12 protein-coding genes are annotated in these 15,119 nt (G+C 31.9%); 1 reads left to right on the top strand and 11 read right to left on the bottom strand.

What is annotated here, in order from left to right:
* Positions 1-55 precede the first annotated feature (55 nt).
* Entirely contained in the window at positions 56-1,516 is a 1,461-nt protein-coding gene (locus IGJ90_RS14260; protein ID WP_438768419.1) for a glucosaminidase domain-containing protein, read from the bottom strand.
* 847 nt (positions 1,517-2,363) lie between these two features.
* Between IGJ90_RS14260 and bsh the strand changes: the two genes are divergently transcribed.
* Positions 2,364-3,341 (top strand): choloylglycine hydrolase, encoded by a 978-nt coding sequence (gene bsh, locus IGJ90_RS14255; RefSeq protein ID WP_438768417.1) that lies wholly within the window; start codon positions 2,364-2,366, stop codon positions 3,339-3,341.
* 374 nt (positions 3,342-3,715) lie between these two features.
* Here the strand turns inward: bsh and IGJ90_RS14250 are convergent, their stop codons facing one another.
* The 10 genes from IGJ90_RS14250 to IGJ90_RS14205 all read right to left on the bottom strand — a co-directional run bounded on the left by IGJ90_RS14250 (position 3,716) and on the right by IGJ90_RS14205 (position 15,118).
* On the bottom strand, positions 3,716-4,075 hold the full coding sequence (locus IGJ90_RS14250) for a hypothetical protein (RefSeq protein WP_438768415.1): 360 nt from the start codon (positions 4,073-4,075) through the stop codon (positions 3,716-3,718).
* A 1,004-nt stretch (positions 4,076-5,079) separates the two neighbouring features.
* Positions 5,080-5,337 carry a Txe/YoeB family addiction module toxin gene (locus IGJ90_RS14245; RefSeq protein ID WP_202576384.1) on the bottom strand — a complete coding sequence of 86 codons (258 nt, stop codon included), beginning with the start codon at positions 5,335-5,337 and terminating at the stop codon, positions 5,080-5,082.
* Positions 5,330-5,599 carry a type II toxin-antitoxin system Phd/YefM family antitoxin gene (locus tag IGJ90_RS14240; protein ID WP_202576382.1) on the bottom strand — a complete coding sequence of 90 codons (270 nt, stop codon included), beginning with the start codon at positions 5,597-5,599 and terminating at the stop codon, positions 5,330-5,332. The genes IGJ90_RS14245 and IGJ90_RS14240 overlap by 8 nt, the downstream gene beginning before the upstream one ends.
* 307 nt (positions 5,600-5,906) lie before the next feature.
* On the bottom strand, positions 5,907-7,328 hold the full coding sequence (locus IGJ90_RS14235) for a helix-turn-helix domain-containing protein (RefSeq protein ID WP_438768413.1): 1,422 nt from the start codon (positions 7,326-7,328) through the stop codon (positions 5,907-5,909).
* A 235-nt stretch (positions 7,329-7,563) separates the two neighbouring features.
* Entirely contained in the window at positions 7,564-10,404 is a 2,841-nt protein-coding gene (locus IGJ90_RS14230; protein ID WP_438768411.1) for a MucBP domain-containing protein, read from the bottom strand.
* A 3-nt stretch (positions 10,405-10,407) separates the two neighbouring features.
* Positions 10,408-10,758, bottom strand: a complete 351-nt coding sequence (locus IGJ90_RS14225) for an LPXTG cell wall anchor domain-containing protein (RefSeq protein WP_438768409.1) — start codon at positions 10,756-10,758, stop codon at positions 10,408-10,410.
* Positions 10,759-11,679: 921 nt separating this feature from the next.
* Positions 11,680-12,018, bottom strand: coding sequence for a type II toxin-antitoxin system PemK/MazF family toxin (locus tag IGJ90_RS14220; protein ID WP_202576374.1), 339 nt, complete (start codon positions 12,016-12,018; stop codon positions 11,680-11,682).
* On the bottom strand, positions 12,015-12,272 hold the full coding sequence (locus IGJ90_RS14215) for an AbrB/MazE/SpoVT family DNA-binding domain-containing protein (RefSeq protein WP_202576372.1): 258 nt from the start codon (positions 12,270-12,272) through the stop codon (positions 12,015-12,017). Before IGJ90_RS14215 ends, IGJ90_RS14220 begins: the two co-directional genes overlap by 4 nt.
* A gap of 1,029 nt (positions 12,273-13,301) precedes the next feature.
* Positions 13,302-13,826, bottom strand: a complete 525-nt coding sequence (locus tag IGJ90_RS14210) for an IbrB-like domain-containing protein (protein ID WP_438768406.1) — start codon at positions 13,824-13,826, stop codon at positions 13,302-13,304.
* Positions 13,802-15,118: a DUF3440 domain-containing protein gene (locus IGJ90_RS14205; RefSeq protein WP_438768404.1), complete on the bottom strand. Its 1,317-nt coding sequence runs from the start codon at positions 15,116-15,118 to the stop codon at positions 13,802-13,804. The genes IGJ90_RS14210 and IGJ90_RS14205 overlap by 25 nt, the downstream gene beginning before the upstream one ends.
* Position 15,119 lies beyond the last annotated feature (1 nt).

Genomic DNA, 15,119 nt, shown 5'->3' with positions numbered 1-15,119 from the left:
CTTTTCATCAACACAATCAAAAAGCAGACAATTAATTTTGCCTGCCTTTTTGTCTTTATTTAGGAGTAATATAACTTAATAAACTAGTTTGATTCGCTGAGATTGTACGTGTAGATACAATATTAAGACCTTGCACATTCATTTCTGAAATGAAAATAGAACCATCTTGATTCACTTTCTCCACAAATGCTACATGTCCATATAATGGGTCTGCCCCTAATACTCCTGCAGGAAAAGAAACGGCTGTTCCTGCTTGTGGGGTGCGACTTACTTCATATCCTCGTGCCTGTCCTGTAGATCCCCAATCTTTTCCATTTCCCATTGTCAAATCAATATGTTTTCCTAATTGGGTAATTCGATTGTAAACATATTGCGTACAATTTCCCCAAGCATAACTATTAAACGTGTCATAATTTTCACCATTATATGCTGGGAAATCAGAGTTAGACATTTCTACCGTTGCTTTTGGACGATCATACATCGTCAATTCATAAGTTTCAATCAAACCATTTAATTTTTTGTCATATTGACTATCAGTTGCATAACGTCCTGTTAAATAATGGGTTGCCTCTTGATAAGTTTTGGCATTATTTTTCCATACACCTTCATAAAAATTAGCATTTCCTGATATTCCTTCTTTTAAAAGTTTTGCATAATCTTTTAAACTTTCATCATAGTTCGGATATTGTTTAAAAGTAGCTTGAGTTGCATAATACAGGCCATTACCTAGATCCTCTTGTGTTGCAAAAAAAATCCCTCTACCGTTGTATGTGCCTTTAATCCCAAATAAATTATAATTTGGAGCTTTTGATAATAAACTTTGCCCACTAGCAGATTCTAAAATTGCCTGTGCAATCATGACAGAAGCATACAAATCATTTTCCTGACCAACTTTTCTAGCTGCTTCCCCAATCTTTTGAATAAATTGTTCCACACTTTTGTCTTTTTCAAAATAAAAATCACCGTCATAAGTAACATCACTTGCTGGGACTAATTCCTGAATCGGCGCTGATGGGGCTTGATGATATTCTTTTACTTTCTCTGTTTCTACAGGCACTTCTACTTGAGTTACTGAGCTTGGTTCTTTGTTAGACTGGGATCCTGGTTGTACTTCTGTTGAATCTTGAGAATTTTCTATAGGCTTAGAATCATTTGGTTTTGATTCTAAATCTGTTTGAGTTTCATCCGGCTTTTGTTCAGGTATTACAGGTACAGTCTCAGATGTTCCTGAATCTGAAATCTCTGGATCTTCTGATTCTACAGGTTTCTCTCCATCTGAGGAATCCCCAGTAGATGAAGAGTCTTCAGATGGAACTTCAGGAGTTGATTCTGGAATAGAATCTGTTGTTTCTTCAGTTAAATTCTCATTTTCCTCTTTTATTACAATAGATTCTGTAGAAAGAGGAGGTATAGTGCCTTCTTTCGCAAAAACAGCAGGTGTATATCCAAATACTTGACTGACTACTAATAATGTTGATAACATTTTGCTTGATTTTTTCACGTTTTCTTCCTCCATTACCTTATTTTTTATACTTGCTAATTTTTTACTACAAGATTTCCATGTATATTTAATTTTATGTAATCATACACTTCGTTCCTATTTTCTTTTAATTACATATCAACACAAAATAAGAATCATTTTTATTTATGCTTTATAGGATTTTTAATAACTCCTTTATTTTCTGTTATACTGATAAATTAATAAAGAAATCAATATTCCCAATGACAAGAAACCGACAACTTTTAAAATTAAAAAAAAGATATTTAAACAACTTACTAACACTAATAGCCTCCCCTTTTTTTTAAATTTTAAACTTAAAACTTCTATCGTTATTCTAACAACGTTATGTATGTAATAACTCTTAATAATATTTATATACATCAAAATTTATTTCAAAAAAAAATATTGACTTTATGTAACAGATGCTATATTCTCTTTACTTTCTATATTAAAAAATTACTGTATACTATTTTATTTAAAGAAAAATATTCATAAACAAAGTTAAATAAAAATAAGATCCACTTTCTTTCATAAGATTTTAAAATAGTTATTGAAATTTTTTTATTTATTATAAAAAATTTTCTCAATAACTTACACAAAAAATAAAATATCTTGATATTGATTCCTAACTAAGTTCATGATATAAACAAATTGATAGGAAGCACAATAACTTCTTTACAAATCTATCTCTTTAGTCAGTCGGCGGAAAACGGCTGACTATTTTTATTATGGATCCTATCGTAGCTGTTTACATCCTTGATTTTACTGAAACATTGATATACTCTGTACTTATTTTTTTAGTTTTGTTAATCTTAATTAATAAAATTAAACAATATATAAATTCAACGGAGGAATAGACATTATGTGTACAGGATTGAGTATCACAAATAAAGAGTTCTACTTTGGAAGAAACTTAGACTTAGAATATCATTTTGATGAACGAGTTGTTATTACACCTCGTAACTACCTTTTAACTTATAAAGCCGAACCAGAACAAGCACAGCACTTTGCTATGATTGGCATGGCTACTATAATAGATGACTATCCACTTTACGCTGACGCTATGAATGAGCATGGCTTGGGAATGGCTGGATTAAATTTTCCAGGATATGCACAGTATAATTCTAAAACTAAACGAAATAAATTTAATGTAACACCTTATGAACTCATTCCATGGACCCTTGCCCAATTTAAAACAGTTTCTGAAGTAAAACAAACCTATAATAATTTAAATTTAGTTTCTATTGACTTTAAAAAAGGAATTTCTGTAGCACCTTTGCATTGGATTATATCGGATAAAAAAGAATCTATTGTATTAGAAATGACTTCTGAAGGAATAAAAGTCTTTGATAATCCAATAGGAGTCTTAACAAATAATCCAACCTTTGATTACCATTTAACAAATCTTCAAAATTATATGGGAATTTCTGCTAAACAACCGTCAAATAACTTTTCTACGAATTTCGCTTTAAATCCTTTAGGTCAAGGTATGGGTGGGATTGGCCTTCCAGGAGATTCATCTCCTACCTCTAGGTTCATTAAAGCTTCTTTTTTAAAAGAAAATTCTTCCTGCACAACAGATGAAAAATCTAATGTTTCTCAATTTTTCCATATATTGGATGCTGTAGCATTTGTTCAAGGATCTGTAATCACTCCCGAAGAAAAAAATGATATCACTATATATTCTTGCTGCATAAATGGTGATTCAGGTGACTACTATTACAAAACATACAATAATAATCAGATATCAGTGGTTTCAATGAAAAAAGAAAATTTAGATACCTCCAAATTAATTCAATATGAATTAGTTACTGAACAAAATATTTATGAAGTAAACTAAAAAACACATACACTATTATGAAAAAAATAGTGTATGTGTTTTTTAGTTAGCATAGAGCTTCTTGAATAATTAATCCGGAAATAAAGAAATGATCTATCCTTGGCAAAAAAACAATTAAAGAAAAAATAATCACATGTTTCCCTATAAAAAAGTAATTTAGTTCTTTCAAAAATATGATTGTTAATTTGCTAAAAATCTAATACTCTTAAGTATTTTTTTCATCTTTAACACAGTTTTCATAAGGAAATCGCAGGATACCTAATCAGCCTGAGGTTTGGATTATAAATTGTTCAGCATATTAAAACCATTGATAAAGTTTCTTTATCATAAATTATTTGTTTTTTGCTAGTTAAAATATATCATTAACTGTCCATCTAAATTTTCAACTTTAAAATTTTTCTTACTAAATCTTGAATTCTAGGTGTATTTAGTGGATACCTTAAATTTCTTTTTGGTACATCTGGATAATTATTTCTTATAATAAATGGACTTCTATTAATGGACCACCCCCAAGCATGAATAATTGCACCATTACATCTAATCCAATTTTCCCTTAAATGCGTACGCTCACAAAGCATGCACCATTGAATCTCTTCTTTAGAAAGCAATTGATCACAAATTTTTTCTTTTACTACTTGAGAAAGCATATTTAAAACTTCTCCTTTATTTTTTGACAAGCCATTTTTATTTTCTTTTACATTACCTTCACTTGCTTTAATTGTTGTTCCTTGCACCTATCCTGACTTATCGTTCCCCCAAGATAAGTGCTTTAAAAAAGGCCAATTACGATATTTAGCACATGTTTTATCTTCGACACTTACGTTATATTTTACTTTATTATCATTGGCTAACTCTTTTTAAGCTACTAATTCTTCATTAACACTTAACATTTTTAATGCATCTGTACCTTGGTTGCCATTGACTTCACCTGGTTCATTTTTGAGAGGTGGTTTCTCTGCGTTTAATTAACCATTAATTTGCAGTAATTAGCGTTCTACCAATGTTTAGAGTTCCTTCTGTTGGTTATGAAACCTCCGCAAAGTCAGCACTTGCACTCCTAATAATATAGTTGAAGCTAATAATGTTGCTCCTACTAATCGAAGATTTTTTATGATAAATCTTCTCTTTCTTATTTTATTCATCGAAGAAATAGTTATTCAATATTTCGTATGTATCATAAGACAAAAAAGAAACCTGTGCTTCTAAAAAAACAGTCTTTTGTATATTTCTCTTAAAAAAAATAAGTATTGACAACCTACCCATAAATGAATAGAATTATTTACTTTAAGTGAAAAAAGAACCCCAAGCCTGTCCAGAGGCTTGGGGTTTTATGGTGTCAGTCAGCGTGACTTAATCGCTTTTCGCACCTTTATTATAGCAAATGACTATATAAAAATCAAAAGAGAAAGAATACTAGAAATTTAATATTTTTTACATACATTGTTCTACCTGATTAATTTCTTTTTCTTCATAATTTGGCATAATAGATAACACTTCTTACGTATTGATATTTTAAGTTTGCTTTTTCAAATAAAAATAAAAGCTCTTGCATGATATTAACTCTTATAAATCTATCATAAGTCTTACGTGATTATTGATTGAAAAATCATATACTTGGTTATTAAAAAACAAATAAAAGAACAATCACCATTACTAGATAATATAAAAAAATTTAGCAATGATTTTATTAGTTAAATAAATGACTCCTTGTTATAAAAGATTTGTTACTTTTGATTTGTTAATAGTGATCTTTTACAGAATAAATGAATATTGTTTCATTTTCAACTTTATATATCAGTCTATGCTCATCTGTAATTCTTCTAGACCATTTTCCAGATAAATCATGCTTTAAAGGTTCGGGTTTTCCTAATCCAGAAAAGGGCGAACGATCTATATCTTTTATTAACTTATTAATTTTTTTTATGTTGCTTTTGTTTCCTTGCTCGTGCCAATAAAGATAGTCATCCCAAGCATCATCAGACCAAGCCTTAATCATCAGATTCAACCTCGATTAAGTCATGTGTCTTAAATAAACCTTTGGAAAACTGCTCATCTCCTCGACGAATTTTTTCCATAACATAATTATTACTAAGTGTTCTCAAAGTTTCTTGCATAGAATCATAATCTCTTTTTGATAACACAACAACTGTGTCTTCTACATCTTTACTTGTTACAATAAGCGTTTCAGCGTCTTCATTAACTTGTTTCATATAACTACGTAGATTTTGGCGGAAATTTGAATAAGCTACTGCTTCCATTTTATTCACCTCTCATTTATTACTTCGAATCTATTGTACACTATATTGTACAACGAATCAAATGATTATAGTTATTGGATAATTCTACTTGTGTCATATTGTTTTTTTTTCGCCTTAAAAATAGCTTTAAAACCAATAATAAGTTACTTCTTTTAATTTAGGCCTAAATCATTTTATTATTAAAGTCTTAATTCCCTTACCTTACTGGTTATAATCTCTCTAAAAAAACTACTTTTTTCATTGTGCTTGTCAATGGCCATTGACAATTTATGCTTAAAAATAAAAACAAGAAACAAGTCTAATTTCATTAATGAAAGATATACTGAAAAAACTCAGTTAAGTCTGGGGTGATTGAAATCAAAGAAATAGGAAATGTCTTTGTTTGTCGTACTTTTTCATCCATTACATTCATTAAAGACCTCTCACAAATAATTATACTATTTTCTGTATTTATATATATTGGTAATTCTTCTAATGAGTAATACAAAACATTATCCACCACAATATATGTTGTATTTACATTTCGTTGTAACCACTCCCTATAGGCCATATGTGTGAATTCATCACTTGCTACAAAAAAAACATGCCATTTTTTCGTTCGATTATTTAATAATAAATCCGCTACTTGTAAACAAAATTGATCTGTTGCTTTTTTTGAGATAGAAATATCATACGCATAGTAAGCTACCCACTCTTCCATTATGGTTTCTATTTCCTTACTAAGCTTCCTTTGTTTCTGATTAAGAAAATAATGTTTTTCAACCAAAAAAATTTGACGATCAATACAAGTTAAAAGAATATATCGAAGAAATGGCTTTTCAAATAGAATATCCTTTAAAAGCTCTCTATCAAATTTCCTTTCAAAACGATGTATGAGATCTTCTAATTCTAAAATATTCTCTAAATAAGGCTTTCTGAAAGTTTCATGATCCATTATTAAATATTGATAATTCGTTAAATTTTTATTTAACAAACGATGCATAAGCGTAATATAAATAATCTCTTCTTCATTTAGACGATAATCTAATAATAAATTTTTTATTCTACCATAAAAAAAACCTTGTTGAATATAGCCTATCTCTCGTTTTGGAATAAACAAATCTTTATTTTTTCTTTTCAAAGAAAGATAAATTGCTAATTTAAGAAAATGTAATTCTCTATCACTACAATTATTAGAGAATTCTTTCGTAAAGCGACGAACTATTTTTTCAGATTCTTGAAAAAGAAACATATCCAAATGATTTTCTTCTATGTCAATACGCATCCATACCGTTAAAACTATTAAACGTTTGGTAAATTCATTATTTAATAATTCTTTTGTTCCATTCATAATTTCTGCCTCCATAAAAAATTGTTCTGCTTGTCTTTTTAATCCAAATGCTTTGGCTACAGAAATATGTTCTCTTTCAACAATTTTCATATAATTGGTTTCTCCCAATAAATAATAAGCACATACTCTTAAAAACTGAGATTGGCTATAAAGTTTTTTGATTAATTGATATCGAGTAACTGTGGCATGAAATTGAACATTTAATGTGGAGGCAGTGTTCTCAATGACTATAATATCAGGCATTAAAAAGAGTATTCGTTCAACATCTCGTTTAATTGTTCCTCTACTTACTTCTAAAAAATCTGCGATTTCTTGAATATGAATTTTTTTCATTTCAAATAAATATTCCACTATCTTAATTTGACGCATAATGTCTTTTTCAATATATTCTTCAATCAATCTGACCACTCCATTCTCATAGTATATATCTTAATAATACCTTACTACTACCAAAATGAATATCTTTATCCTCAATCTAACCAAAACTTCTTAAGCTATAAACTTATACGGAAGATATAGTTTTGTCTGATCATTCTGGATATACAAAAAAAACAGTACCTTATTATTGTTTAAGGTACTGTTCTTTACTAATAATTAATGAACCGAAATAAACTTTTTATTCTACTACCAACCATTATAAAACATTACTTAAATTCCATTCAACATATCCTTCATAGCTGCCTGGTTGAACCGTTCTTGCTTCAGGAATTTCTAACGACACATCCCCTAGATTATAGTTATACACGGCATTGTGCGAAACATTGTTCGCAGTCATAATTAGCGTTGGAACATTGGTGATGGTTACATCTGTTTCACCTTGTACTTCATTATTACTACCTATTAAATCCGTGTCTGGATTAAATAGGTCGGTTCCGTTATTAATGTTCTTCATCACAACACCTGTTTTATTCGTGGTTTTGATTGAACTTCCTGGAAGCTCTTTTCCTACATTCCACACAAGTTGTGCATTTAACGTCCATTGATTCTCTTTATTCCGTAAATCCCGAACCCCTACATCAAAGCGATCGGTTTTATTCACTGGAATACTTTGCGGACCTGCATCATTCAATACAGTACTTTCTGTTTGAAATTGTTTTGGTAAATACGCAATGCCATAGTTAGATAACTCCTCCGGCGTTGTTGGTTTGGTATTATCTTCTCCTTCAGACGGAATGTGTATGTCTAATGGTTTATAAGTTAGGGTAATTTCTTTCGCTTCCTCGGTGAATGTTCCTTTTATTCCTTCTGGAATTTTACTCTCATCTAGTTTATACCCAGGAATAGGTGTTTCCACAATATCTGTTAAATCATACGCTTGATCTTTATAGCCTGTAATTATTTGTGGTTCTTTAATAGACTTACCACTTTGATCGACAAAATTCACTTTAACTGTTGATTTTATATTGGTAAAAATCACCTTATCAAAGAAATTCCCATGATCAGACTCCCATGGTTGTACCACTCTTATAGATTTCAATTGAAATCTAGTGGTTGTCTGTCCTTCTGGTACAGTATAATACCCACTATAGGTTTTCCATTCGGTATGTGGTGACGTTACTTGCTTTTGTTCAACTAATTCACCGTCTGGTGCACCAATTTGAATAGCTGCAGTATCTTCTCCATATACTCCTCTTTGAGAAACCTCCCAATATAACGTTTCTCCTGGTGTTGTTTTTACATCTTGATAAATACCAAAATCAGAAGTAAACGCTACTGTTTGAAGTTCTACCCATTGTTTTCCATCGATTGCTGGAACTGCTCCAGGACGTTGTTGATTTAATCTAAAAACTCTATCATGAAGGGATTTCCAACCTGGAATTGCTTGAAAGAATTGTTCATAATTTCCAGCATCTATTACTGGATCTTCAAAACTTCCATTAACGATAGATGTTTGCAACGCTTTATAGTAATAAACGACTTCCTTCGCTTCTTTTGAAAAGGTTCCTTTTGCGTTATCTGGCAAGCGACTTTCATCCAAGACATAGCCATCTATGTTTAATTTATATTCTGGTGTGGTCGCATCGTAAGACTCGCCTACTTCCCCTTCAATTGTCTTAGAGCTTGCAATTTCTTTTCCTGTATCTTCAAATACATATTTCACCTTCACAGAAGTGTTTGCCCATTGTGCTTGATATTTTGTTCCTATCAAATCAGGGACTACATTAGTTGCATTAGAATCATCACCTTCAACTAACTTCCATCCCAAAAATTTCCTTCCTTTTTTTGTAGGTATATTTTCTTTTTTGAACTGTTCAAAAGTAACTAAGTCATTTTCTTCTGGTGTAATAACAAATCTCCCTGTTATATAACGTAATTCATCGGCAGAGTTGTTAAAGCTTCCACCATTCGCATCTAGTATTGGAAATCTAGAAAGCGCCGCTCTATATTGTGCCCAAATACTTGAAGAAAAAAACTTAGGGTCAGTTGCTATTACTACAGAGCCTACAGGACGGTGCGGCAAGGGCAGACTGCTAATATCAAATATAGAAAAAAAATTAGAACTATTAAGATTAGTTGAAGATAAATCAAAACTTGATACATCTAAAACGACTATTTTGGGCATATTTGCAAACATACATTCTATATTGGTTACATTTTTTGTATTAAAATTTGATACATTTATCTCGGCTATATTCTCACAATAATAAAACATGTACTCCATATTTGTCACATTACTTGTGTCAAAACTACTTACGTCTAGTTCTGGCAAGCTTCGCATACGAGCAAATGTATACCCCATGTTTGTAACATTACTTGTATTCCAGCCACGTACATTTAACGTTGTTAACGTATTACAATTATAAAACATATACGCCATATTTGTGACATTGCTTGTATCTAATCCTGATAAATCAATTGTCTTAAGTGAAGTCTTGTCTTTAAAAGCATTTGACAAGTCCGTAGACTCCACACCTACTTTTGTTCCATCTTCTCTTGGTAGTACTTTAAAACTTGTTGCTAAAGATAAATTTGGAAAGACTGTTGAATCAATATCCTTTAATTTTGTTGGTTTCCCATCAATTTCATTTGGTACAACAATCTCTGTGCTACTTCCTGTATATTTTGTAATCAGTACATAGCTCCCTTTATCTTCCGTTTCCCAGTCCGCGAGACGCACTTCTTGATGAGTGGTTGTTCCCGCATCTGTTTCCACTTCCGCATTAGTAGCTCCTTCTGGAGCTTTTTCTTCGTTTTCTACAGCTGATGTTTCTTCACTAGACAATGTTATTTCTGGTGTTACCGGAATTTCAGACGAGACAGTTGCTTCCTTTGAGGCCTCTGAAGAACTTTCTGTTGTTGCTTCTTTCTTTTCTCTCTCAGTTTCATTTTTATAATTTTTTTCTTGCTTTTCTTCTTTTTCAATCACTTCAGAAGAAGGCATTGCGGAATTATTTTCCGCAATCGCTGCTATCGGTAATAACACTGAGTTGGCCAAAAGTAACGTCGCCGCAAACATTTGTTTATTCCATTTCATTGTTTATCCCTCCATTTGATGTTCTTCTCGTTTCTTTTTAACTAGCCTAAACCACAGACTACAACTCACCAATACGCCTCCTAGAACTGAATAAAACAATGTTTGTTGTTCATTCGTTTTAGGCAACAGTTTTCTCATTTGATTGGTCGATTGAGCCATAACTTCTGGCTGCTTCTTCTTATTTCCTTCATCAGATTCAGAAGGAACGCCAGGCAATTGTCCTGAATGAATTGGGCGGGTCAACTGAACGGTTGTTTCTGTTTGAATCCCCGTATTCTCTTGCTGGGCTTGTACTGGTACGTTGCCCCAAACAAATGCCCCACATAACAAAGAACCAATCATCCATTTTTTCATCAAACTTCTTCCTTTCTGTTTATCCAAGAGTACTTTATCAAATTTTAGAGCGGGTGTATTCTCATAAAAATAATAAACTTATATATGTGTTTTCTAAAAATTATATTGCATCCCAACAACAAATATTCTATAATATTTGTTTAATTAAAATAACATAACAAACAAAAACAATTAAAGCGCTATTTGGGACAAGATTCCCCTTCTAGCCTACAAAAATAGCGTGAAAACAAGAAAAAAGAAGTGTTTCCTTTTCTTATTCGACGAAAGAAAAATAGTTCTTCCTGTTAATAAGGAAGAAACTTTTCTACTTTTTGTTTTTAAACTACTATTTTTTTACACAAAAATTAAAATTCCCTTGTTATTTTCGACTCTTTACAAGAAAAGAAATACATGTTTCATAATAAAAAAGGACAATTACTCACCTTTAAGTAGTTGTCCTTTTTTATTTAAATTTCTTTCCAAACAGTCAAAAATATCTTATAAAAACAGTGATGAATCAAAATTTTCAGATTATTATTTATGCATAATTCCAAAGAATAGGGTTGTATGAAAAAATTCTACTTGTCTTTATTATTTTTTTAGAAGTACTAACAAATCTTTTTGTATTAGCTTCACAAATGTATATTCATTCTCTAGAAACAGTAATAGGACTAATCTTAGAAATTATTGGTTTTGCTTTAGCTATTTTTTTACACTTGGTTAAGTTAATCAATTATAAAAAAATTACGAAAGTCATTGTCTCTCGGTACTCTCAATAAATTGTTAATAACAAAAAAACTGAGATCTTAATCCGCTTCATTTTATCTCAGTTTTTTACTTTTAGTAATTGATTACTTAAAATGTAACACATACTTTTTGAAACAGATAAAAAATCAGAAGAATAAACAATAATTTTGCCTGTTCCTCTGATTTTTATCCATTTTACTTATAGATAAGATTAATTTTCGCTAAGCATTCTTCGAGTACTTCTTCAGGAGCTTCCTCAACGAAGTCAAATCCTCTTGAAACAATATCAATACTTCTATGATGTTCTAGCAATATTTCACCTGTTATTTTCATATTTTGAGTAAGAGGTATATGCAAGGGGAACGTTTTTCTTTTACTTGTGATAGGCGCAACAGAGACCATATTTTTGAGATATGGGAGTCGCTTTCCTAGAATAATACATGGTCGCTTTCCCTGCTGTTCATGTCCTTTAGTTGGATTTAAATTAATATATACAATATCGCCTTGTTTTAATTCATCTACACTTTTTTTCATAATAATTCTTCTCCTACAGGACTGCCCCAATCATACTCAGTTTCATTTAATTCTCCACCTTTATAATCTGAAAATAGTTCTTCCAACGTATTAGGAAATGTCGTTTTTGGTGTAAGAATAATTTGACCTTGTCTAATAACCATGTCAAATTTGGCTGTTTGGCCCTTGACACCTACCTCTGCTAATTCTTCTTTGGATAATCGAATACCATTAGAATTTCCCCACTTTTTTAGCTCAATTTCTTTGACTAACATAAATATCTCACACCTCTCGTAATATATATTTTGAAGAAATTTTCATTTCTTCAATCACCCTTATGGGCTATTCTTAAATGTTTTTCATAAAATAACGATCCTCCTTGGATACTGAGGGATATTCCTAAATAATAAGTTCTGGAAAGAACTTACGGGAAAACACTATCACCTTTTGCAGTTTAATTACACTATTAAATCTGTAATCCGAACCGATGATATAACCTCCAACACACTACCTGAGTCCATTGACCTCTATCAATCCTAGTAGGAATTTAATGAGTAAACTTCTATTAAGTGAGACTGTCGTTAGATCAACATGATTCTAGAATATCCAACAGTACCCCAGCAAATTTCGAATAAATGATGAAAGGAGATCCTTTCACGTAAAATTAGTTATCAATTTAGACATTAATTCCGAAAATTTAGATGTTTGCTTTGTTTCTTGTATGCATTCCCTATTATACCACAAATGTATAAACAAGTATATCCTTTCGTGATATTATTATTACTAGATGTGACTGATTTTTTATCCTACTTGCTGTCTGAAGTTAGTTCAACTGGAATATTAGCCAAGTTACCGACTATTAAATTAATACTTTATTTTCAATACCACTTATCGGTATTTTGACTACTGCAATTTTTTCTGTAGGAGTAGCTGATTGCTTAGAAATAAGATATTTCTTGGTTATCACGAGAAGTGAAACTTTTTTAGTTAGAAGAAATCCTTTTATACTGTGTTATTGCCGAATTTCTATATAATAAGCATGCATACTAGATACCGAAAATAGTGTAACATAGCAATTTTTTCAATCCTAATTAATTTTTTGAAATTAGTATAGTTAAAAAGTTCAATTGAAAACAAGAATAATTTACTAATGAAATAGCAAAATCCAATGACACATATTATTATGGTTTCATTCCTGAGAAAAGTTCTAAAGATAGGTTAGTTCACTTAGAAAGAGAAAAATATACGTACTCAGCAACAAAAAAGGACAATCACTCGCTTTTGAGTAGTTGTCCTTTTTCTCTTTAAATTTCTTCCCAAGCAGTAGAAAATTCGCTTTCCGCAAACAAGGAGGCAAGGCCACTCACTTGTTTTAATCGAAGCAATTCATCCTTATCCATGCCAATATTTTTCATAATCCATTGATCACTTAGCCCTGATTCTACCAATTTTTGGACAATTTCCACCATGCAATCGATGGAATGGGTTCCTCTAGCACGATTGTGACGAATCGTACTAGCAATTCGTTCATTGATTGGCTTATCTATCACCGCTACGGGTAAATGATACCCTTCTCTTTGGGCGATTTCCTCTGATTGCGTCATCACTAAATAGCGATGATACCCATCCACTATCTCATAATAATCCGCCTCTTTTACATAATAACAAACAATTGGCATTGTATACCCATCCGCTAAAATGGACCGTTCCAATAATTTTAATTCTGCAGGCGCCACTTTATTAGGATTATAATCATTGGTACGAATCTTCTCAAGAGGAATTCGGTGAATGCTATACACCGGACTCACGTAGGTAGATTGTTCTCCCATAACGCCATGGCCTCCTTTTTCTTTTGTAGTTCGTCTTTTGTTTGGGCAAATCCCATATAACGACAAGACGTATCATTTTTCAAAATCGTAATACACATCCGTTTATAGGAAGGAACTAATCGGGTTTGCTTAATTGGCACTTCATCTGGATATTCTGGAAATCGAATCCAACGATACGCCGTTTTATACTTCCGATTATTTTGTGGTTCTCCTAAATCAATAAACGACACGCCAGCTTCCCTTAATTGTTCTACCAGGTCAACGGATAATGCCCCACCTTTTTCTATCCAATATTCTTTGGAACGGTTAAACTTTTTCACATAGATGGCTCGCGTTTCTTCGGGAAGCGTTTGTAATAAAAAGTTCACATATTGTTTCCACGTCTGTCCCTTTGGTAACGTCACTTGCCGATATCCTATCGCTTTTGATTGCCCATATATCGCCCCAAAATTAACGCCATTTACTCGGCCAAGCATTTTCCCCCACGTTTCTGGTTCAATGGCTTTATATAGTTTTAACGCATGAATCCCACAATCATGGAAAGGATTCGCCACTCGCATATCTCCCAAAGGAACACCTGCTTGATAATAAAGATCATACAATTTGTTATAATCCCACCCAAAGGTGCCATACGCTTTCCATATGTCTTTCACGTCCCAGTCATACAGTGGATAAAAATTGAAAATATTGTGATATACTCTAAAACTATAGCGAATTCTTCCAAACATGGTCACGGTATTCTCTCGGGTCACTGTTGCGTAACGATTGAGACTTTCTTGTGCACGAATACCAACCAATACTGCGGTTCGCTTTGCTTGTTCTTTTTGGTGCAGCCAACGGCTAAGCTTTTTCTGAAAAAGATAATCTTTCATACCGATGTCAAAAAAATCAAAAGGATGATTCTCCAACGTAATCGCTTGTTCAGGTGGTTGATTCAACCAAATCTCTTTTTTCTCTGGATCCCAAGGCAACCAAGTGGATTGATACATAGAAATCCCACAAGAAGCAGAAATTGGCAAACAAATATGATAATACGTAAACTCTGGATACTTCCCCATACATCGTTTGACATAGTCTAATGTATGAGCATATCCTCCTTCATAGTCTAAATGATACACCGATACTTTAACTTCTGTTTGACAAGATTTATAGTAGTGATACACCATTTCTAATAAGACACCTGAATCTTTCCCACCAGAGAAGGCCACCACTACATGGTCAAACTTGGAAAAAATGTACGCTAAACGTTGTTTTATTGCTTCATAGACATTCTCTTTTAAATAGTGTTTCAAC

Origin of the sequence: Enterococcus sp. AZ129, assembly GCF_051714505.1 — a bacterium.
GTDB classification, from domain to species: Bacteria; Bacillota; Bacilli; order Lactobacillales; family Enterococcaceae; genus Enterococcus; species Enterococcus faecalis.
Note: the sequence above shows the minus strand (reverse complement) of the source record. Positions and strands in the feature narration are given on the sequence as shown.

Excerpts from the sequence above, each read along its gene's own strand:
- bsh (WP_438768417.1), top strand. The coding sequence starts at position 2,364 with ATGTGTACAGGATTGAGTATCACAAATAAAGAGTTCTACTTTGGAAGA.
- IGJ90_RS14245 (WP_202576384.1), bottom strand. The coding sequence starts at position 5,337 with ATGATTAAGGCTTGGTCTGATGATGCTTGGGATGACTATCTTTATTGG.
- IGJ90_RS14260 (WP_438768419.1), bottom strand. The coding sequence starts at position 1,516 with ATGGAGGAAGAAAACGTGAAAAAATCAAGCAAAATGTTATCAACATTA.
- IGJ90_RS14240 (WP_202576382.1), bottom strand. The coding sequence starts at position 5,599 with ATGGAAGCAGTAGCTTATTCAAATTTCCGCCAAAATCTACGTAGTTAT.
- IGJ90_RS14220 (WP_202576374.1), bottom strand. The coding sequence starts at position 12,018 with ATGAAAAAAAGTGTAGATGAATTAAAACAAGGCGATATTGTATATATT.
- IGJ90_RS14215 (WP_202576372.1), bottom strand. The coding sequence starts at position 12,272 with ATGTTAGTCAAAGAAATTGAGCTAAAAAAGTGGGGAAATTCTAATGGT.
- IGJ90_RS14225 (WP_438768409.1), bottom strand. The coding sequence starts at position 10,758 with ATGAAAAAATGGATGATTGGTTCTTTGTTATGTGGGGCATTTGTTTGG.
- IGJ90_RS14210 (WP_438768406.1), bottom strand. The coding sequence starts at position 13,826 with ATGGGAGAACAATCTACCTACGTGAGTCCGGTGTATAGCATTCACCGA.
- IGJ90_RS14230 (WP_438768411.1), bottom strand. The coding sequence starts at position 10,404 with ATGAAATGGAATAAACAAATGTTTGCGGCGACGTTACTTTTGGCCAAC.